Annotated in this window: 18 protein-coding genes; 10 read left to right on the plus strand and 8 right to left on the minus strand. The window is 67.0% G+C overall.

All coding sequences use genetic code 11. From position 1 onward, the window contains the following. Positions 1 to 99 precede the first annotated feature (99 nt). From LG3211_RS20060 to LG3211_RS20080, 5 genes are all read left to right on the plus strand, one after another. Positions 100 to 1,359 carry an efflux RND transporter periplasmic adaptor subunit gene (locus tag LG3211_RS20060; protein WP_057944375.1) on the plus strand — a complete coding sequence of 420 codons (1,260 nt, stop codon included), beginning with the start codon at positions 100 to 102 and terminating at the stop codon, positions 1,357 to 1,359. Between the two features lie 176 nt (positions 1,360 to 1,535). After that, positions 1,536 to 2,228: an ABC transporter ATP-binding protein gene (locus LG3211_RS20065; protein WP_057944376.1), complete on the plus strand. Its 693-nt coding sequence runs from the start codon at positions 1,536 to 1,538 to the stop codon at positions 2,226 to 2,228. Positions 2,229 to 2,244: 16 nt separating this feature from the next. Beyond that, entirely contained in the window at positions 2,245 to 3,411 is a 1,167-nt protein-coding gene (locus LG3211_RS20070) for an ABC transporter permease (protein ID WP_057944377.1), read from the plus strand. Positions 3,412 to 3,423: 12 nt separating this feature from the next. Continuing rightward, on the plus strand, positions 3,424 to 4,749 hold the full coding sequence (locus LG3211_RS20075) for an ABC transporter permease (protein ID WP_057944378.1): 1,326 nt from the start codon (positions 3,424 to 3,426) through the stop codon (positions 4,747 to 4,749). A gap of 138 nt (positions 4,750 to 4,887) precedes the next feature. Then, positions 4,888 to 5,601 (plus strand): hypothetical protein, encoded by a 714-nt coding sequence (locus LG3211_RS20080; RefSeq protein WP_057944379.1) that lies wholly within the window; start codon positions 4,888 to 4,890, stop codon positions 5,599 to 5,601. Between the two features lie 9 nt (positions 5,602 to 5,610). On the opposite strand, the gene rarD is transcribed toward LG3211_RS20080, so the two are convergent. The 3 genes from rarD to LG3211_RS20095 form a co-directional block, all read right to left on the minus strand. After that, on the minus strand, positions 5,611 to 6,519 hold the full coding sequence (gene rarD, locus LG3211_RS20085) for an EamA family transporter RarD (protein WP_057944380.1): 909 nt from the start codon (positions 6,517 to 6,519) through the stop codon (positions 5,611 to 5,613). Then, entirely contained in the window at positions 6,516 to 7,478 is a 963-nt protein-coding gene (gene yedA / locus LG3211_RS20090; protein WP_083512693.1) for a drug/metabolite exporter YedA, read from the minus strand. The genes rarD and yedA overlap by 4 nt, the downstream gene beginning before the upstream one ends. A gap of 324 nt (positions 7,479 to 7,802) precedes the next feature. Continuing rightward, the gene (locus tag LG3211_RS20095) at positions 7,803 to 8,360 is read right to left on the minus strand and encodes a GNAT family N-acetyltransferase (RefSeq protein WP_222837528.1); all 558 of its coding nucleotides are present in this window, start codon (positions 8,358 to 8,360) and stop codon (positions 7,803 to 7,805) included. A 94-nt stretch (positions 8,361 to 8,454) separates the two neighbouring features. Between LG3211_RS20095 and LG3211_RS20100 the strand changes: the two genes are divergently transcribed. After that, on the plus strand, positions 8,455 to 8,958 hold the full coding sequence (locus LG3211_RS20100; RefSeq protein ID WP_187313058.1) for an Lrp/AsnC family transcriptional regulator: 504 nt from the start codon (positions 8,455 to 8,457) through the stop codon (positions 8,956 to 8,958). 277 nt (positions 8,959 to 9,235) lie between these two features. Here the strand turns inward: LG3211_RS20100 and LG3211_RS20105 are convergent, their stop codons facing one another. The 5 genes from LG3211_RS20105 to LG3211_RS20125 form a co-directional block, all read right to left on the minus strand. Further along, positions 9,236 to 10,144 (minus strand): methylated-DNA--[protein]-cysteine S-methyltransferase, encoded by a 909-nt coding sequence (locus LG3211_RS20105; protein ID WP_083512694.1) that lies wholly within the window; start codon positions 10,142 to 10,144, stop codon positions 9,236 to 9,238. A 251-nt stretch (positions 10,145 to 10,395) separates the two neighbouring features. Further along, positions 10,396 to 12,618 (minus strand): carboxy terminal-processing peptidase, encoded by a 2,223-nt coding sequence (locus LG3211_RS20110; RefSeq protein WP_057944382.1) that lies wholly within the window; start codon positions 12,616 to 12,618, stop codon positions 10,396 to 10,398. A gap of 340 nt (positions 12,619 to 12,958) precedes the next feature. After that, positions 12,959 to 13,999 (minus strand): lipoyl synthase, encoded by a 1,041-nt coding sequence (gene lipA, locus LG3211_RS20115; protein ID WP_057944383.1) that lies wholly within the window; start codon positions 13,997 to 13,999, stop codon positions 12,959 to 12,961. A 161-nt stretch (positions 14,000 to 14,160) separates the two neighbouring features. Further along, positions 14,161 to 14,829 (minus strand): lipoyl(octanoyl) transferase LipB, encoded by a 669-nt coding sequence (gene lipB, locus LG3211_RS20120; RefSeq protein WP_057945630.1) that lies wholly within the window; start codon positions 14,827 to 14,829, stop codon positions 14,161 to 14,163. Next, positions 14,829 to 15,107 carry a DUF493 family protein gene (locus LG3211_RS20125; RefSeq protein WP_057944384.1) on the minus strand — a complete coding sequence of 93 codons (279 nt, stop codon included), beginning with the start codon at positions 15,105 to 15,107 and terminating at the stop codon, positions 14,829 to 14,831. Before LG3211_RS20125 ends, lipB begins: the two co-directional genes overlap by 1 nt. Positions 15,108 to 15,338: 231 nt before the next feature. Here LG3211_RS20125 and LG3211_RS20130 point away from each other — a divergent pair, with 231 nt between their 5' ends. From LG3211_RS20130 to LG3211_RS20140, 4 genes are read left to right on the plus strand one after another with little or no spacing between them, the layout of a single operon-like run. Beyond that, positions 15,339 to 16,118: a hypothetical protein gene (locus tag LG3211_RS20130; protein WP_057944385.1), complete on the plus strand. Its 780-nt coding sequence runs from the start codon at positions 15,339 to 15,341 to the stop codon at positions 16,116 to 16,118. A gap of 44 nt (positions 16,119 to 16,162) precedes the next feature. Further along, entirely contained in the window at positions 16,163 to 16,735 is a 573-nt protein-coding gene (locus tag LG3211_RS20135) for an NIF family HAD-type phosphatase (RefSeq protein ID WP_057944386.1), read from the plus strand. A gap of 43 nt (positions 16,736 to 16,778) precedes the next feature. Further along, positions 16,779 to 16,979, plus strand: a complete 201-nt coding sequence (locus LG3211_RS27540; protein ID WP_425479919.1) for a hypothetical protein — start codon at positions 16,779 to 16,781, stop codon at positions 16,977 to 16,979. A gap of 45 nt (positions 16,980 to 17,024) precedes the next feature. Next, the gene (locus LG3211_RS20140; RefSeq protein WP_057944387.1) at positions 17,025 to 17,954 is read left to right on the plus strand and encodes a hypothetical protein; all 930 of its coding nucleotides are present in this window, start codon (positions 17,025 to 17,027) and stop codon (positions 17,952 to 17,954) included. Positions 17,955 to 18,052: the final 98 nt, after the last annotated feature.

Genomic DNA, 18,052 nt, shown 5'->3' on the forward strand with positions numbered 1-18,052 from the left:
GGCGACGACCCAGCTGACAAAAACTGACTTTCCGCAGGTTGGCGCGCCTTCTCGGCACCGTCACACTTACGGTGACATCTGGCGTCCTGGTTGGAACACATGAGTGCATCTGCCGATCTGCTGAAGGAACTTCGCATCGACCGCAACCGGCCGGCCCAGTCCTCCGGTCCCGGCCGCGGCACGATCGTCGGCATCGTCGTGCTGGTGCTGATCGTGCTGGCCGTCGCCGGCTGGTTCGTGTTCGGCCGCAACGCCGCGCCGCAGGTCAAGACCGCCAGCGTCACCGCGATCGGCGGCGGCAACGGCGCCGGCAGTTCCGTGCTCGACGCCACCGGCTACATCGTCGCCCGCCGCATCGCCACGGTCTCGGCCAAGATCACCGGCAAGGTGCGCGAGGTGATGATCGAAGAAGGCCAGCGCGTGGAGGCAGGCCAGGTCATGGCCACGCTCGACCCGATCGACGCCGACGCCCAGCGCTCGCTCAGCGCCGCCCAGCTCGCCGCCGCGCAAAGCGACACCGCGCGCGTGCAGGCCCAGCTCAAGGAAGCCGAAGCCAACGCCAACCGCCTGGCGGCGCTGGTCAAGCAGCAGCTGGTGTCCAAGTCGCAATACGACCAGGCCGTGGCCTCGCGCGATTCGCTGCGCGCGCAGCTGGACACCGCACAACGCAACGTCAAGGTGTCGCGCGACAGCCTGCACATCTCCGACCTGGGCGTGGACAACACCATCGTGCGCGCGCCCTTCTCCGGCGTGGTCACCGCCAAGGCCGCGCAGCCGGGCGAAATCGTTTCGCCCTTGTCGGCCGGCGGCGGCTTCACCCGCACCGGCATAGGCACCATCGTCGATATGGATTCGCTGGAGATCGAAGTCGATGTCGGCGAAGCCTTCATCGGCCGCGTGCAGCCGAAGATGCCGGTCGAGGCCGTCCTCAACGCTTACCCGGACTGGAAGATTCCGGCCGAGGTGATCGCCATCATCCCCACCGCCGATCGCGGCAAGGCCACGGTGAAGGTGCGCATCTCGATCAAGAGCCGCGATCCGCGCATCGTCCCGGAGATGGGCGTGCGTGTCAGCTTCCTGGAAGCGGCCAAACCGGCCAACGCCGTGCAGAGCAAGCCCAGCGCGATGGCGCCCAACGCCGCGCTGACCCAGCGCGACGGCAAGGACGTGGTGTTCGTGATCGCGCAGGACAAGGTCGCCCAGACCGCGGTGACCCTGGGCCGCAAGCTCGGCGACGACCGCGAAGTCACCGCCGGCCTGAGCGGCGGCGAGAGCGTCGTGCTCGACCCGCCCGAATCGCTGAAAGACGGATCGCGCGTGCGTGTCGAAAACGCCGATGCCGATTCGTCGGACAAGTAAGCCTTGATGCCCTCACCGCTTTAGGCGCCAGCCGGCGCGGCCGCCAAACCCGCGGCCGGCCGCGACAACGAGTTCGAACCGCCGCGCACCCGCGCGGCCGCCCTACCGATCTGCGACCGGCGCGCAGCGCGCCTGTCGCCCATTCACCGCAGTCAACACGCTCGAGGACGTCGAAGATGGAAACCCTGGTTTCGATCCATAACCTCACCAAGACCTATCAGCGCGGCCCGGAAAAGGTCGAAGTGCTGCACGGCATCAACCTGGACATCGCCAAGGGCGACTTCGTCGCGCTGATGGGGCCGTCGGGTTCGGGCAAGACCACCTTGCTCAATCTGATCGGCGGCCTGGACAACCCCAGCGGCGGCGAAATCTCGATCGAAGGCGAACGCATCGACCGCATGAGCGCGGGCCAGTTGTCGCAGTGGCGCAGCCGCCACGTCGGCTTCGTGTTCCAGTTCTACAACCTGATGCCGGCCCTGAGCGCGCAGAAGAACGTCGAACTGCCGCTGCTGCTGTCGCCGCTGGGCGGCGCGCAGCGCAAACGCAATGCCGAGATCGCGCTGACCCTGGTGGGCCTGGCCGACCGCGGCAAGCATCGCCCCAACGAACTGTCCGGCGGCCAGCAGCAGCGCGTGGCGATCGCACGCGCGATCGTGTCCGACCCGACTCTGCTGATCTGCGACGAACCCACCGGCGACCTGGACCGGCACGCGGCGGAGGAAATCCTCAATCTGCTGCAACTGCTCAATCGCGAACACGGCAAGACCATCGTCATGGTGACCCATGACCCGAAGGCCGCCGAGTACGCCACCCACACACTGCACCTCGACAAGGGCACCCTGGTCGAGCAGCAGTCGCACGCGGCCTGAGCCGGGAGCGGCCACCATGAAATATTTCCATCTGATCTGGGCCGAGCTGATGCGTCGCAAGACGCGCACGGCGCTGACCCTGCTGTCGATCGTCGCCGCGTTCTTGTTGTTCGGCCTGCTCGACGGCGTGCGCGAGAGCTTCCAGCAAGCCGGCAACAGCGCCAACGGCGCCAAGCGATTGCAGACCGGCTCGCGCCTGTCCTTCATCCAACCGCTGCCGATGTCGCTCAACGACCGCATCGCGCAGGTGCCGGGCGTCAAGCAGGTCACCTATGCGAACTGGTTCGGCGGCGCCTACCAGGACCCGCACAACCAGATTTTCAGCTTCGGCGTGGCCGATAACTATCTCGATCTGTATCCGGAGATGGCCGTGTCCGCCGCACACCGCAAGGCGTTCGCCGCCACCCGCACCGGCGTGCTGGTCGGCGAAGGCCTGATGACACGCTTCGGTTGGAAGGTCGGACAGAAACTGCCGCTGCAGTCGACCATCTTCACCAGCAGCGATGGCACCAAGAACTGGAGCTTCGACATCGTCGGCACGCTCGCGGCCACCGACAAAAAATCCGGCGGTTGGTTCGACCAGATGATCCTGCTGCATTGGAAGTACTTCGACGATTCCACGCCCTACAACCGCGGTCAGGTGGGCTGGTACGTCACCGAGGTCCACGACGTGAACCAGAGCGACCGCGTGGCCAAGGCCATCGACGCGATCTCGGCCAATTCCGATCACGAAACCAAGACCCAGACCGAAGCGGCGGCGACCGCGAGCTGGATGAAGCAGATGGCCGACATCGGCCTGATCGTCGGTTCGATCATGGGCGCGGTGTTCTTCACCCTGGTGCTGCTGACCGGCAACACCATGGCCCAGGCGGTGCGCGAGCGAACGTCCGAACTCGCCGTGCTCAAGACGATCGGCTTCCCCGACCGCAGCGTGTTGATGCTGGTGCTGGCCGAGTCGATGCTGTTGATGCTGATCGGCGGGGTTCTCGGCGTTCTCATAGCCAGCGGGCTCGGCCCGGTCGTCGGCGTGATGAGCCGCGGCGCCATCACCGTTCCGCCGATCGGGCTGAACAGCTGGTCGCTGGCCTTGGCGCTGATGGTCGGCATCGGTCTGGTGGTCGGCGCGTTGCCGGCGATCCGGGCGATGCGCTTGAACATCGTCGATGCACTGGCCGGACGTTAACGGAGAGCGCACATGAAAAAGTTCTTATCGTTTCTGCGCGGCCTGGCCATTTTCCTGGGCCTGATCGCCGCTCTGGCGCTGTGGGCGGCCGCGCCCTGGCCGGTCCTGCTCGCCCTCGCCGCGCTGATCGCGCTGTGGATGCTGCTGACCCGCAGCGGCAAACAGGCCGCGTCGGTGGCCGGCGTCGGCATCAGTACCTTGAGCCAGCGCCTGGGTTCCTCCTCGGTGGTGGTGATCGGCATCGCCGGCGTGGTCGCGGTGCTGGTGGCGATGCTGTCGATGGCCGAGGGCTATCAGCAGACGCTGCGCCGCACCGGCAGCGAAGACAGCGTCATCGTCCTGCGCGGCGCGTCCGCGGCCGAGGTGATGTCCACGCTCGACCTGGCCAGCATCAACGTGATCGAGCAGGCGCCGGGCATCGCCCGCAGCGCCGACGGCCGCCCGCTGGCGTCGCCGGAAACCGTGGTCGCGGCGAACCTGCCGATCATGGGCGGTGCGCCGGACGAAGACGGCAGCGTGCAATTGCGCGGCGTCGGCGATCGCGCCTGGCAGGTACGCAAGCAGGTCAAGATCGTCGAAGGCCGCAAATTCGAAACCGGAAAGCGCGAAGTCGTGGTCGGCAGCGGCGCGCGACGTCAGTTCCGCGGCATGCAGGTCGGCAAGCAGATCCGTCTGGGCAGCGAGATGTGGACGGTCGTCGGCATCTTCAAATCCGGCGATGCGATGGATTCGGAACTGTGGGCCGATGCCGAGATGGTCGCCTCCACATATCGTCGCGGCGCCTCGCGCAACTCGGTCGTCGCCCAGCTCACCGACGCCAAGCAGTTCAAGCAATTCAAGGCCGCGCTCGCCGGCGATCCGCGTCTGCAGGTCGATACCACCACGACCTCGGAGTATTTCGCCAAGCAATCCGAAACCATGACCACGGTCATCCGCACCATCGGCATCATCGTCGGTTCGATCATGGCCATCGGTGCGGTGTTCGGCGCGCTCAACACCATGTTCGCCACGGTGGCCACGCGTGCGCGCGAGATCGCGACCCTGCGCGCGATCGGCTTCCGCGGTTTTCCGGTGGTGGTCGCGGTGATGCTGGAAACCATGCTGCTGGCGATGCTCGGCGGCCTGATCGGCGGTGCGCTGGCCTGGGCGATATTCAACGGCTACACCGCATCGACCATCGCCGGCGGTGTCGGGCAGTTGACCTTCGACTTCCGCGTCACCGGCGAGCTGCTATGGAGCGGCTTGAAGTGGGCGCTGGCGATCGGCTTCATCGGTGGCCTGTTCCCGGCGCTGCGCGCGGCGACTTTGCCGGTGACTTCGGCGTTGCGCGACTCCTAGGTTCCAGGCTCCACGTGCGGTTGCGATACGAAAAGCCCCCTTGCGATAAAAGGGGGCTTTTTTTTCGCACCGGTCCGAACCTCGCGCCGGTCCGCGCTATGCTCGCTCGCAACCGACCAAACCGTCAGGAAGGCAAGGATGCGCAAGCAACCCAAGCAAGGATCGCTCGCCTTGGCGATCGCCGTCTCGGCCGCCGCGGGCGCCGGGTGGTTCATGCATTACCAGGCCCCCGCCAACGGCTCGCCCTTCACCGACGCGCTGGCGTGCCTGTGCTTTCTCCTGCTGATGATTTATGTCGGCGGGTCGATCCTGTTTCCCGGGGCCCGGCGTGGGCACGCCAAAGATTCCGCGAGCCGGCGCTTGGCCCTGCAGCGCCGCCGCATCGGCGGCCTCACCGCGACGCACGAGCGATGCCTGAGGATCGATCAGGAGGGCATTTTCGAAACCCGCCTAGGGCTGATCGCTTGGCCGCAGGTCCTCGGGCTGTCGGCAGAAACCTCCGCAATCGACGATGCGCCGGCACCCGCGTTGCGGATCTATTTGCGCGACCCTTGGCGCTACCTAGACAACGACGGCTCGACGCTGCTGGCCTGGGGATACCGTCTGCACCTGGCCCGCGACGCCCGCCACGGCCGGATCGATATCCCGACGCAGGCCTATCGGGTGGATGCGGAAACAGCCTGTGAGGTAGCTCGCAGTCTGCGCGGGGACTGCGCCGAGCCCTGGATCGAAGACTGGGACGCTTTGATGAGCGCGGCCGTCATCGAGCAGCGCTTGCGCGAATTCCTCGCCGCGGCGCAGCCCGCCCACGCCGCGCTGGCTGCGAACCCGCATCGCGAAGCATCCGGCTAACGCGACGCCTCAGGCCGTCCCAGCCACCGTCGCCATCCGCCGCGACCGCAGCACGCCCTCGCTGGCGAACAGCATCAAACCCAGCCAGATGATCACGAAGCCGATCGCGCGTTCGCTGTCGAACGGCTCGCGCAGGATCAGCACGCCGATCAGGAACTGCAGAGTCGGGGCGACGTATTGCAGCAGCCCGATCGCGGTCAGCGACACGCGCCGCACCGCGTAGGCGAAGCCGATCAGCGGCAGCGCGGTCAGCGCGCCGGCGACGATCAGCAACACGTCGATGCCCAGGCCCCAGCCGCCGAGGAAACCGCCCTGGCCGTGGCTTTCGCCCCACAGCAGCAGCCCCAGCGCCGGCACGAACAGATAGACGTTCTCCACGCCCAGCCCGGTCACCGCTTCGACCGCGACCAGCTTGCGCACCAGTCCGTACACCGCGAACGACACCGCCAGCCCCAGCGCGATCAAGGGCGGGCGCCCGTACTGCAGGGTCAGCCACAGCACGCCGGCGAAGGCCAGCGCGATCGAAATCCATTGCACCGGGCGCAGGCGCTCGCCGAGGAACAGCACGCCCAGCATCACGCTGACCAGCGGGCCGATGAAGTAGCCCAGGCTGGTCTCGATCACGTGTCCGGCGTTGACCGCCCAGATGTACAGGCCCCAGTTGAACGCGATCAGCACGCCGCTCAGCGCCAGCATCGCCGCCTTGCGCGGTTCGCGCAGGATGTCGCGCAGCCAGTGGCGGCCGAATTTCCAGCACAGCCAGCCGGTGACCAGCAGCGTGCTCCAGACGATGCGGTGAGCGACGATCTGCAACGACGGCACCGAATGCAGCAGGTGCCAGTACAGCGGCATCAGTCCCCACAGCACGAACGAGGCGACCGCGATCCAGAGCCCGCGGCGGTCGGTGGCGGCGGTCATGCCTGTTTCTCCAGTTCACCGGCTTGCGGCGGCGCAACCGGCGCGACCGCCGGAGCGGCCTTGGCGGCGCGGGCCTTGGCCAGGGTGATGATGACCACGCCGACCAGGATCACCGCCATCGCGCCCAGGTCGTGCGAGGTGAAACGCTCGCCCGCCAGCAGCGCGCCGAACAACACCGCGATGGGCGGATTGACGTAGGCGTAGCTGGTCGCCAGCGCCGGGCGCACGTGATGCAGCAGCCAGATGTAGGCGGTGAAGCCGAAGATCGAGCCGGCCACGACCAGATACAGCAGCGCCGCGGTGGCGCTGAAGGTCGGCATCGCGGTGATCCTCTCGCCGGTCACCACCGCCGCGCCGAGCATCCACACGCTGCCGGTCAGCATCTGCGCGCTGGCGGCCATGAACGGCGACGGCAGGTCCTGGTCGCGGCTCCAGATCGAACCCCAGGCCCAGGCGATCGGCGCGACGATCAGGCATACCAGCCCCAGCGTGGACGCCGACAGCTTGCCGCCGGCATTGAGCCAGATGACGCCGAGAAAACCGATCGCCAGACCGACCCATTCGATCTTCGACGGATGCCGTCCGCGCAGCATCGCGAACACCCCGGCGAACAGCGGCATCGACGCCACCGCGATCGCGGCCAGGCCGGAATCGACCTGGGTCTCGGCCAGGTTCACCAGACCGTTGGACAACAGCACCATCCAGATCGACAGCAGCCACAGCGTGCGCCACTGCTTGCGCGTCGGCGCAGGCGTGCCGCGCCAGCGCAGCACTGCGTACATCAGCACGCCGGCCAGGAACATCCGCGCCGCGCCCAGCAGGAACGGCGGATAGCTTTGCAGGGCGAAACGGATGCCGAGGTAGGTCGATCCCCACAGCACGTACACCGATCCCAGGGCGAAAGCGACCGCGAGGGCGCTGGGAGCGTGGCGTTCGACGGTCGATGGTGCGGCGCTCATGAAGCGGATACTCGGGGGAAGTGAATGGGATAGCTTGAAGCCAATGCGCCGCCAGCGGGAGCGAGAAAAACTTGCTACAGCCTGTAGAAATTCGCGGGGTCTGCGGGCTGGCGTCGGCGCCGATGGCGGAGCGAACACCGATGCACGGAAACAGCGCAGGGGCCGGACGACGCGAGCCGGCCGGAGATCGAGTTGAGGGTCGGTCGCGGCCACACGCCGCCGCGACATCAAAAAGCAAGCGAATCGGACGAAGCTACACGCACAAGCCGGTGCCGACGAAGGTGCCGCCCGCGGCGCGCGCATCGGCGCGGCGCCACGCAAGGATCAAGGATGCGGCCGGTAGCGCGACACCGTGGTGCGGCGGCTGCCTGCATCGCGGCGGCGCGGATCGTCGAACACGTCGATGACCACGAAACCGGCGTTGCGCATCATCCCCGCCGAGCCCTCGTTGTCCTCGTGGCGCTCGACGTAGATTTCGACCAATCCCATCTGCTGCAGCCGCGCCACCGCCGCCTTCAACAGCTGCGTGCCCAGCCCCTGCCCACGATGCTGGCGATGCACGACCGCCTCGCCGATATGGCCCTGCCACTCGATCTCGCGTCCGCCGGGCTGGTAGCGGTGGAACGCGTCGCTGGGCTCAAATGTGACGACCGCCACAATTTGACCTTCAAGCAAAGCGACTACCGCCTGCGTGCGGCCGCTCCGGATCGCCGACAGATGCGCGGCGAGCTCGACCTCGGGCAGGTAATTCCAGGGATTGGGACCGTGTTCGCGGATCAGCGTCAGAATCTCGCCGATCTGCTCGGGTACTGCGGCTTGCGTCACGTACCGGGACATCCCGGGGGCGTCCGTATGTAGGGTTTGGGGGGATTGCGCCGCCACATAAAAATTCTTTATGTACCAAGCGTACGAATAGCGTATCGATGTCAGTCAAATTGCGGTTGAATATTTGTCCGCGTGGACGCAAAAATCTTGCATGAGTGCTGCCCCCCTGATTTTGGACGAGTTCGACCACAAGTTGCTCGAACTGTTGCAACAAGACGCCTCCTCGACCCTGAGCGAGCTCGGCGACGCGGTCGGACTGTCGCCGAGCGCGGTGCAGCGACGCATGACCCGTTACCGCCAGGACGGCCTGATGCGGCAGGTCGCGGTGCTCGACCCGCTGGCGCTGGGCAGCACCCTGGCGGCGGTATGGGTGACGATGGAGCGCGAATCGGTCGAACGCCACGCCGCCTTCCACGCCCGGGTCCGCGCCGCGCCGGAGGTGCAGCAGTGCTACACCCTGGCCGGCGAATGGGACTACCTGGTGATCCTGGCCACCACCGGCGTCCTGCATTGCCGGCAGGTGGTGGATCGTCTGTTCCTGGATGAGGGCAACGTCAAGCGCTACGACACCCATCTGGTGTTCGATGTGGTCAAGCACGGGTTGGAGTTGCCGACTCGCGATGCGCCGCGTGCTGCGCGTAAGCGGCGGGGGTGAGGTGGGGGGCTGCCTTTTGGTTGGGCGGCTTTTTAGAGCAAGAGCCAATCCCCCCTGCCCCCCCTTTTTCAAAGGGGGGAACGTGTCTGGTCGATCTTCGGCAGGCGGGGCGGCGATGGTTGTTCGCTTTCCGCTTTCCGCTTTTCGCTTTTCGCTTTTCGCTTTTCGCTTTTCAGTCTTCGCAACGAAGATCCGCAACTGCACGCCACCGTTCCCCCTACAAGACGGGTTCCCCCTTTGAAAAAGGGGGGCCAGGGGGATTTGCTTTTGCTTCCCCTCAAGCCGCCCGCTCCCGCTGCAGCAACTTCTCCTTAAGCGGCAGCCCCCAGCGATACCCGCCCAGCGAGCCATCGCCGCGCACCACCCGGTGACAAGGCACGACCACCGCGACCCGATTGTTCGCGCAAGCCCGCGCGACCGCGCGCGCGCCGCGCGGGGAACCGATCTGCCGCGCGATCTGTTCGTAGCTGCGGGTCTGCCCGGCCGGAATCTTCATCAGCGCATCCCAGACTTTTTTCTGGAACGCGGTGCCGATCAGATCGACCGGCACCGATTGCTTCTGCCCGCCCAGCGTTTCCGCCACCGCCTGCACGCGCGGGGCGAGGAATTCGTCGCGGCCGGCGTCCACGCGCTCCAGCGCCGCCTGCGGGAACTCGCTGCGCAGCTTGGCTTCCAGCGCCGCCGGATCGTCGCCGAGTTCGACCATGCAGATGCCGCGCGTGGTGGTGGCGATCAGCGCGGTGCCGATCGCGGTCTTGGCCAGGCTCCAGCGGATCTGCTCGCCGGCGCCGCCGGCGCGGTAGCGCGCGGGCGTCATGCCCAGGCGCGCGGCGCCGCTCTCGTACACGCGCGAGGGCGAGCCGTAACCGGCGTCGTACAACGCGGCGCTGACGTCGCTGCCTTCGCGCAATGCCGAACGCAGGCTGCCCAGTTTGCGCTGGGCCAGGTACTCGGCCGGGCTCAGGCCGAAGCGCGCGCTGAAGCGGCGCTGCAGGTGCGAGGGGCTCAGGCCGACGGCGTCGGCCAGTTCGGTCAGCGAGGGCTCGCCGGCATCCAGCAGGATGCGGGCCTGTTCGAGCTTGTCCGCCTTGATGGAAGCGGGCTGGCCGAGGGTGGCGTTGCGGGCGGCCGGCACGTCAGCGGTGTGGCCGGATTCGGGCTTGCGCGGAGTGGTTTTGGCGTTCATGGCGCAAGACTAGGCCTCATCCCCGGAGGCCGCTATCCGCATCTTGCGAGGGATGGGGTCGGGTTTTCTGCCTGGATTCAGGTCGGATTTTTCTTGTGGTGGATGCGTGGAGTGCTGAGCGAAAAGCTTCGGGGCTGAAGCCGCATTCCACAAAAGCGGCCCTGCCACAAAAGCGGCCCTGGCGAAGCCGGACCCGGAAAAAGAAAACGCGCCCGAAGGCGCGTTTTCCATCGACTCGGAAGCCTTGCGGCTCAGTCGGCCCAATGTCCCGGCCGGGTCGCGGTCGGCAGCACTTGCGCCGACAGCTGACGGTCGTTGTTGAGCAGGCGCACCGCGTCGGCCAGGATCGCCGCCGATTCGCGCAGCAACGGGTCCGGACGCTTGTCGGCGAGCTTCTCGCGCGCGGCGTCCTTGACGATGTCGCGCTCCGACGAAGCCAGGCCGTCGTCGTTGGAATCGTCGCCGAGCGGGTCCAGGGTCAGGCCCAGCTGCTTGCGCTCGCTCTGACGCTGCTTGCGCTTGGCGTCTTCGCGATCGCGTTCGGCGCGGCGGTCGGCTTCGTTGAGCGAGATCCACTTCTTGGCGCGTTCCTCGCGGAACTGGGCCACGTCCTGCGACCACCACTGAAATTCCTTGTCGCTGCCGATGCGGGTGGTGTGCAGCGTTTCCAGCTTCGGCAGCAGCGGCGCGAAATTGCCGTAGCTGGTGTGCGGCACCGCGGCGATCTTGGTCCACGGCAAGGCGTTGTCGTAGGTGCTCTCGCCGTACTCGGTCGCGTCCACCGACACCGGGAACGCGATGTCCGGCACCACGCCCTTGTTCTGGGTGGAGCCGCCGCTGACGCGGAAGAACTGCGCGATGGTCAGCTTGACCTGGCCGAAGCGCGCGCTCTCGTTGGCCGGCCAGCGGTCCAGATCGACCAGGTTCTGCACCGTGCCCTTGCCGAAGGTGGTTTCGCCGATGACCAACCCACGCCCGTAATCCTGGATGGCGCCAGCGAAAATTTCAGAGGCCGACGCAGAACCGCGGTTGATGAGCACCGCCAGCGGGCCTTCCCAGGCGATACCGGTATCGCTGTCGCCTTCGACGCTGACGCGGCCGCCGGATTCGCGCACCTGCACCACCGGGCCGCGATCGATGAACAGACCGGTGAGCTCGATGGCTTCGTTGAGCGAGCCGCCGCCGTTGTTGCGCAGGTCCAGCACCACGCCATCGACCTTGTCCGCGCGCAGCTTGACCAGCAGCTTGGCGACGTCGCGGGTGGCCGAGGCGTAATCGTTGGCGTTCTTGCGGCGGCCTTCGAAGTCCTGATAGAAGCCCGGCAGCTTGATCACGCCCACGCGCTTGGCCGGCACGCCGTCGGTGGCCGGAATGTCGATGACTTCCGACTTGGCCGCCTGTTCTTCCAGACGCACCTTGTCGCGCACCAGCACGATCCGGTTGGGCTTGCTGTCCAGGCCGGATTCGGCCGGGATCACGTCCAGGCGCACCTTGGTGCCCTTGGCGCCGCGGATCTTGGCGACGACATCGTCGATGCGCCAGCCGATCACGTCGTCCATCGCGCCGCTGTCGCCCTGGCCCACGCCGACGATGCGGTCGCCGGGCTTGAGCAGGTTGCTGCGCGCGGCCGGACCGCCGGGGATGATTTCGCGGATCGCGACCACGTCGTCCTGCTTCTGCAGTTGCGCGCCGATGCCGTCGAGCGACAGCGACATGGTCATGTTGAAGTTGTCGGCCGACTTGGGCGTGAGGTAGTCGGTGTGCGGATCGATCGCGTTGGCGTAGCTGTTGACGAAGGTCTGGAACACGTCCTCGCCCTTGAGCTCGGAAATGCCCTTCGCCATGTTGGTGTAGCGCTTGTCCAGGGTCTTGGCGATGTCGTCGCTCTTCTTGCCGGCCAGTTTCAGGCGCAGCCAGTCGTTGCGCACCGACTGCTTCCACAGCGCGTCCAGCGCCGCCGTGTCGGCGACCCAGGGCGCGTCCTTGCGGTCGTAGTCGTAACGGTCGGCGCCGTTGAACTCGAAGTTGGCCGGCTGCTTGAGCAGGCCGCGCGCGTAGGCGACGCGTTCGTCCACGCGCTGCTTGTAGGTGGAGAAGATCGAGTACGCCGGCGACAGGTCGCCGCTCTTGATCGCGTCGTCGAGCTTGTTCTTGTAGGCGTCGAAGCGGGCGATATCCACGGCGGTGAAGAACTGCTTGCCGCCGTCGAGCGATTCGAGATAGCGCTTGTACATGTCGGCCGACAGCGCGTCGTCGAGCGCGCGCGGCCGATAGGCGTAGCGGCTGTCTGAGAGCAGGCCGTACACCAGCTTGGCGGCGGTGGTCTGGTCGGCGGTGGGCGCGCTGGGCAAGCTGATGGCAGCGCCCGCGGCCGCCGGAGCGGCGGCGGAGTCGGGCCGCGCGAGCAGCGCCAGCGGAGCGGTCAGCAGGAAGCCTGCGACGAGGGTCAGGGCACGCGTGTTCTTGAGGGTCATCGCGAAGTCTTCCCGGCCGGGGAGAGCCGGACTTTAGAGAGGATGCAACAGGAGGATGGTGCGGCTTTCGACAAGGCCACAGTGCCGAAAGTTGCCTGCGCTGTCACCTTCGCTGCCGAAATTGCCCGTTGCGGGCGTGAATGCGGTTCAGTTTGGACGGCACGGGCGTTATCGGGCCGTTATTGCGCGGCCGGATCGGGGGCGCCGGGCCGTTTTCGCAAGGTTCGCGGGCCGATCCGGACAGAAGACCGCGGCGGCCGATCCGCGTGTAGCCGGCGCCGGCGCGCGGGCCGCGCAGACGACGGCCCCGGGGTGCCGCGCGATGCGCGGCGGACGCGGCTCAGGCGACCGCGAAACCGGCGTCGATGGCCTGCCGGTCGGCGTGATAGGACGAACGCACCAGCGGGCCGGAAGCGACGTGGGTGAAGCCCAGCGACATGCCGTAGACCTCCAGCTCCTTGAACTCTTCCGGCGTCCAGTAGCGCAGCACCGGGTGATGGTGCGGGGTCGGCTGCAGGTACTGGCCGATGGTGATCATGTCCACGTCGTGCGCGCGCAGATCGCGCAAGGTCGCCTGCACCTGCTCCATCGTCTCGCCCAGGCCGAGCATGATCCCGGACTTGGTCGCGACCTGCGGATGCTGGGCCTTGAACTTCTGCAGCAGGGTCAGCGACCACTGGTAGTCGGCGCCCGGACGCACGTTGGTGTACAGATCCGGCACGGTCTCGACGTTGTGGTTGAACACGTCCGGCGGGCTGGTCGCGAGGATCTCCAGCGCGCGTTCCATGCGGCCCTTGCCGCGGAAATCCGGGGTCAGCACTTCGATCTTGGTGCGCGGGCTCTGTTCGCGGACGGCCTTGATGCAATCGACGAAATGCTGCGCGCCGCCGTCGCGCAAGTCGTCACGATCGACACTGGTGATGACCACGTACTTCAGGCCCATGTCGGCGACCGTGCGGGCCAGATTGGCCGGTTCACTCGCGTCCGGCGGCTTGGGCCGGCCGTGGGCGACGTCGCAGAACGAGCAGCGGCGGGTGCAGACCTCGCCGAGGATCATGAAGGTCGCGGTGCCGTGGCTGAAGCACTCGTGGATGTTCGGGCAGCTGGCCTCTTCGCAGACCGTGACCAGGCGGTTCTCGCGCAGCTTGGCCTTGAGCACGGCGACCGAATTGCCCGACGGGATGCGCACCCGGATCCACGACGGCTTGCGCAGCACCGGCACGTCGGCGAACTGCACCGGCGAGCGGCTGATCTTGTCGCCGCCGATCTGCTTGGCGCCGGGCGTCATCGTGGTCGATTCCAGCACCGCCGGCACGAAACCCTCGGACGCGCTGGCGCTGACGACGGTGAGCGGGATGGACTTGGAGGCGGGGGTGGTCATGGGGTCGCTTAGCTCTTGTCGTTTAGCGCCCTCTCCCGCTTGCGGGAGAGGGTTGGGGTGAGGGCCCGTGGACTTGCGTGCCCTCATCCGCCCTCCGGGCACCTTCTCCCGCAAGCGGGAGAAGGGAATCTGTGTTCATCGCGCTAGCGCGATGAGGATCTTTAAAGGGCGTTCTCGACCGTCAGCCCGAACTGCCGCGCAAGCTGCGCGACCAGCACCGGCTTGACCTGTTCCATGCCCGAGGGGCCGCCCAAGTCTAGCACCGAGGTCACCTGCAGCCCCTGATAACCGCAGGGATTGATGCGCTGGTAGGGCGACAGGTCCATGGCGATATTGAAGGCCAGCCCGTGGAAGGTGCAGCCGCGGCGCACCCGGATGCCCAGGGCCATGACCTTGGCCCCGGCCACGTACACGCCCGGCGCGCCGTCCTTGCGGGCGCCTTCGATGTTCCACTCGGCCAGGGTGTCGATCACCGCCTGCTCGATCCGGTCCACGTACTCGCGCACCCCGACCTTGAGCCGGCGCAGGTCCAGCAGCGGGTACAGCACGATCTGGCCGGGTCCGTGGTAGGTCACCTGGCCGCCGCGATCGACGTGGATCACCGGGATATCGCCCGGCATCAGCACGTGCTCTTCCTTGCCGGCCTGGCCCAGGGTGAACACCGGGTCGTGCTCGACCAGCCACAGCTCATCGGGGGTGTCGGCGTCGCGCGCGTCGGTGAAGGCCTGCATCGCCCGCCAGACCGGCTCGTACGGTTGCCGGCCCAGGTCGCGCAGCTGCGCGGCCGGGGGCGCGACCACTCCGCCGAGCACGGCGGCGACGGTGTCGATCACAGTGTCCACTTCACTTCCGGATGCTCGCGCAGCACCTGATGGGCCAGGTCGTACTGCTCGCGATTATTGGCGCGGAAGGTGATCCGTACCGACACGTACTTGCCGGTCGAGGAATGCTTCCACTGGATGGTCTCGGTTTCCACCTCGAGCCCGGCTTGAAGCAGCAATCGCGGCAGTTCGCGCTCCAGGCCCGCCTCGGCCGCGCCCATCGCGCTGAGCTCGAAGGTGCCGGGAAACTGGAAGCCGTGATCGGGATTGTCGGAATTGATGTCCATGGCGGCCATTATGGGTCCGCGTGGGGGGCAACCCAAGCGCAGCGGTGGGACGGCGGTGTCGCTCAGATGGAACGGCCCCGCGGCGCGGCCACGGGCGCTTGATCGCGCCGTGGACCGCCAGATTCGGCACCGCCCCCGACCGGGCCGGCCGCGCCGCGTCGGCGCGATCGCGCCCTGCCGCGCCGGCACGCGAACCGTTAACCTCATCGACTGTTTCGCACGGACGCCGCGATGGCCTCGAAAGCGACCTTGAACTCGGTCAAACCCCGCGTGCGTGGGCTGTTGGCGCTGGCGCTCGCCACCGTGTTGCTGTCGCTGGCCGTAACCGTGCTGCGCAAACCCGAGCGCGACGGTTGGATCGCGCTGCCGCCGCAACCGATGGACGCGAGCGATCCGGATATCCGCCAGTTGCTGACCAAGTCCGAAATGCTGACGCCGCGCCAGCACGTCGGCGAAGCTCCGGCCGATGCAAGCCTGGCGCAGCGCTGCGGCGAAGAGGACGCGGAAGCCGAAATCGTGCCGGCCGGCCAGCCTGCGGCGGCGCCGGTCACGGACTGGGTTTCGCCTGGCGCGCCGTCCCCTCCACCGCTGCCCGATGAGCGCTACATCATGGTGATCGCCGGCGCGCCGACCGGTCCGTCGCATACCCGGCGCGTGCAGATCGATATCGACGGCGACCGCGCGCGGGTCCTCATCAGCAACGGCGACTGGCGCCATGCCGGCACGACACCGGGATCGGCCGCCGACATCCGCAGCGAACAGCGCCTGTCGCTGAGCGCCCTGGCGCCGTTGCGCGAGGCCTGGCAAGTGCCCGAGCTATGGAGCGCCAACCAGCGCAGCGGCGTGTGGTGCGCCGGCCACAACGGCTTGCGCGAGGCGTTTTTCGAAGCCTGCGTGCACGGCCGCTACTACGCCCGCGACCGCGCCTGCGATCGCAATGCGCAGGAGCCGTTGGCGCAGTTGTGGAAGCGCGTGGTCGAACTCACCCCGTCATCGGGGCCTGCACATTGAGCCGCGACCGCCCTTTCCCGCCTAGCGGCGACCGGCTGGTGCTCATGCTCGACCTCGACGAGACGCTGATCTACGCCAGCGAGATCGAACTAGACCGGCCCGCGGATTTTCGCGCCGTCGGCTATCACGTCTACCGTCGGCCGCATCTGCAGACCTTCCTCGACCACGCGCTGGCGAATTTCGACGTCGGCGTGTGGACGTCCTCGGGCCGGCTCTACGCCGATGCGGTGGTCGCCGCGCTGTTTCCGCCGCAGTCGCTGCGTTTCCTCTGGTCCAGCGAACGCTGCTCGATCAGCCGCGACTGGACCACCGGGGAATACACCCATCGCAAACGCCTGCAGAAACTCAAACGTCACGGTTACCGCCTGGAACGCCTGTTGGCGATCGACGATACGCCGTCCAAGCACATCTACAACTACGGCAATCTGGTGTGCGTGCGCGAGTACCTGGGCAAAGAGACGCACGACGACGAGCTGCTGCATTTGATGGGGTATCTGGACCGGTTGGCTTCGCAGCCGGACATGCGCAAGATCGAAAAACGGCGCTGGCGCGAGCGTATGGCCTCGGCCGGTCGCGAAGGCGAGCCGGAGGTGGCGCGCTCGCAGCCGCGCGATTGAATCCACAGCCAGCAAGGTTTTTGTGGGAGGGGCTTCAGCCCCGATGCTCTTGTTTCGGATTGCGATGAATTTCGACCCGGGCCGACCGAAAAGCATCGGGGCTAAAGCCCCTCCGACAACAGACCTCGCTGTCCAGCAAGGTCCATGCGGGCGCCGCGCCCCTGGCCTGCATCGTACCGGCCAAACGTTCTCAACCACTGAGCGGTTCATCTGCTATCAACACGCTGTAGCACGCAGCGATTAGAACTTGGCCCCATCGCGCACCGGATGCGCATTCAGGAGATCCCCCATGCCCGCCAGCCAATCCGTCGCCCTGCCCTTGCGCGGGCAGTTCCGCAGCCTCTACACCCAGCTCAAGCGCGCCCGCCTGCTGGAGCGCACTCCGGTGATCTTCTGCGAAGGAGATTCGTGGTTCTCCACGCCGCTGGCGATGAACCTGCTCGACTGGATCGTGTCGCCGGCCCCGGAGGACGAGGAGCGCGGCGTTCCGCTGCTCGGCAACGGCGGCCTGTTCTTCCGCGCCGAACACAGCGGCGACCACGCTTCGCGCAATCCCGACGATCCCAAGCGCTCGATGTTCGTGCGCGACAACATCGACGACATCATCGGCTGGTACGACCAGTTCGATTTCGACATGATCCTGCTCAGCGCCGGCGGCAACGATTTCGTAGATGACTTCCTCAAGCGCACCCTGCGCGGTCAGACCTCGTTGTCGGCCGAGGCGGCGTTCCAACTGGTGCTGGATTCGGGCAAGTACGAAACCGTGCGCAAGGCCTATGCGTTGTTCCTGCAGGCGGCGCTGGCGGTCAAGCCCGACACGCCGATCCTGGCCCACACCTACGACCATCCGCAGCTGATCGGCCGCCCCGGCGCGCTGACGCCGGGCAACATCGGCGTCGCCGCGCTGCTGAAGAAAAAGGTCGGGCCGTGGATCGGGCCGCATATCAGCGCGGTGGTCAACGCCGATCCGGGCAAGACCCCGGACGAGCGGCGCCGCTTCGTGCGCATGCTGATCGACGGCTTCGAGAAGAACGTCCTGCGCGAACTCAAGAACGATCCGCGCTTCGGCGGCCGCTTCGACTACGTCGATCTGCGCGGCACCCTGACCGGCGAAAGCCAGTGGTTCGACGAGATGCACCCCACCGAAGCCGGCTTCCACGCCCTGGCGACCAAGTTCCGCGGTGCGATCATCGGTAAATTGCCGGCGGCCAAGCGCTGAGGCTCGACACCCGCATCGCGCGGCGATACGCGCCCCGCGACACGATGGCCGAAACCATCGCGTCGCGCTAGCCCGACCGCGGTCCGCGCCTGCCTCTT

It is taken from the genome of Lysobacter gummosus (assembly GCF_001442805.1).
In the GTDB taxonomy this organism is placed as follows: Bacteria; Pseudomonadota; Gammaproteobacteria; order Xanthomonadales; family Xanthomonadaceae; genus Lysobacter; species Lysobacter gummosus.

What these genes read in the sequence shown, in the direction of transcription:
- rarD (WP_057944380.1), bottom strand. Translation starts at nt 6,519, where the DNA reads ATGACCGCCGCCACCGACCGCCGCGGGCTCTGGATCGCGGTCGCCTCG.
- LG3211_RS20080 (WP_057944379.1), top strand. Translation starts at nt 4,888, where the DNA reads ATGCGCAAGCAACCCAAGCAAGGATCGCTCGCCTTGGCGATCGCCGTC.
- yedA (WP_083512693.1), bottom strand. Translation starts at nt 7,478, where the DNA reads ATGAGCGCCGCACCATCGACCGTCGAACGCCACGCTCCCAGCGCCCTC.
- LG3211_RS20125 (WP_057944384.1), bottom strand. Translation starts at nt 15,107, where the DNA reads ATGGACATCAATTCCGACAATCCCGATCACGGCTTCCAGTTTCCCGGC.
- lipA (WP_057944383.1), bottom strand. Translation starts at nt 13,999, where the DNA reads ATGACCACCCCCGCCTCCAAGTCCATCCCGCTCACCGTCGTCAGCGCC.
- LG3211_RS20060 (WP_057944375.1), top strand. Translation starts at nt 100, where the DNA reads ATGAGTGCATCTGCCGATCTGCTGAAGGAACTTCGCATCGACCGCAAC.
- LG3211_RS20075 (WP_057944378.1), top strand. Translation starts at nt 3,424, where the DNA reads ATGAAAAAGTTCTTATCGTTTCTGCGCGGCCTGGCCATTTTCCTGGGC.
- LG3211_RS20110 (WP_057944382.1), bottom strand. Translation starts at nt 12,618, where the DNA reads ATGACCCTCAAGAACACGCGTGCCCTGACCCTCGTCGCAGGCTTCCTG.
- LG3211_RS20100 (WP_187313058.1), top strand. Translation starts at nt 8,455, where the DNA reads ATGAGTGCTGCCCCCCTGATTTTGGACGAGTTCGACCACAAGTTGCTC.
- LG3211_RS20105 (WP_083512694.1), bottom strand. Translation starts at nt 10,144, where the DNA reads ATGAACGCCAAAACCACTCCGCGCAAGCCCGAATCCGGCCACACCGCT.
- LG3211_RS27540 (WP_425479919.1), top strand. Translation starts at nt 16,779, where the DNA reads ATGCTCTTGTTTCGGATTGCGATGAATTTCGACCCGGGCCGACCGAAA.
- LG3211_RS20065 (WP_057944376.1), top strand. Translation starts at nt 1,536, where the DNA reads ATGGAAACCCTGGTTTCGATCCATAACCTCACCAAGACCTATCAGCGC.
- LG3211_RS20135 (WP_057944386.1), top strand. Translation starts at nt 16,163, where the DNA reads ATGCTCGACCTCGACGAGACGCTGATCTACGCCAGCGAGATCGAACTA.
- LG3211_RS20070 (WP_057944377.1), top strand. Translation starts at nt 2,245, where the DNA reads ATGAAATATTTCCATCTGATCTGGGCCGAGCTGATGCGTCGCAAGACG.
- LG3211_RS20140 (WP_057944387.1), top strand. Translation starts at nt 17,025, where the DNA reads ATGCCCGCCAGCCAATCCGTCGCCCTGCCCTTGCGCGGGCAGTTCCGC.
- LG3211_RS20130 (WP_057944385.1), top strand. Translation starts at nt 15,339, where the DNA reads ATGGCCTCGAAAGCGACCTTGAACTCGGTCAAACCCCGCGTGCGTGGG.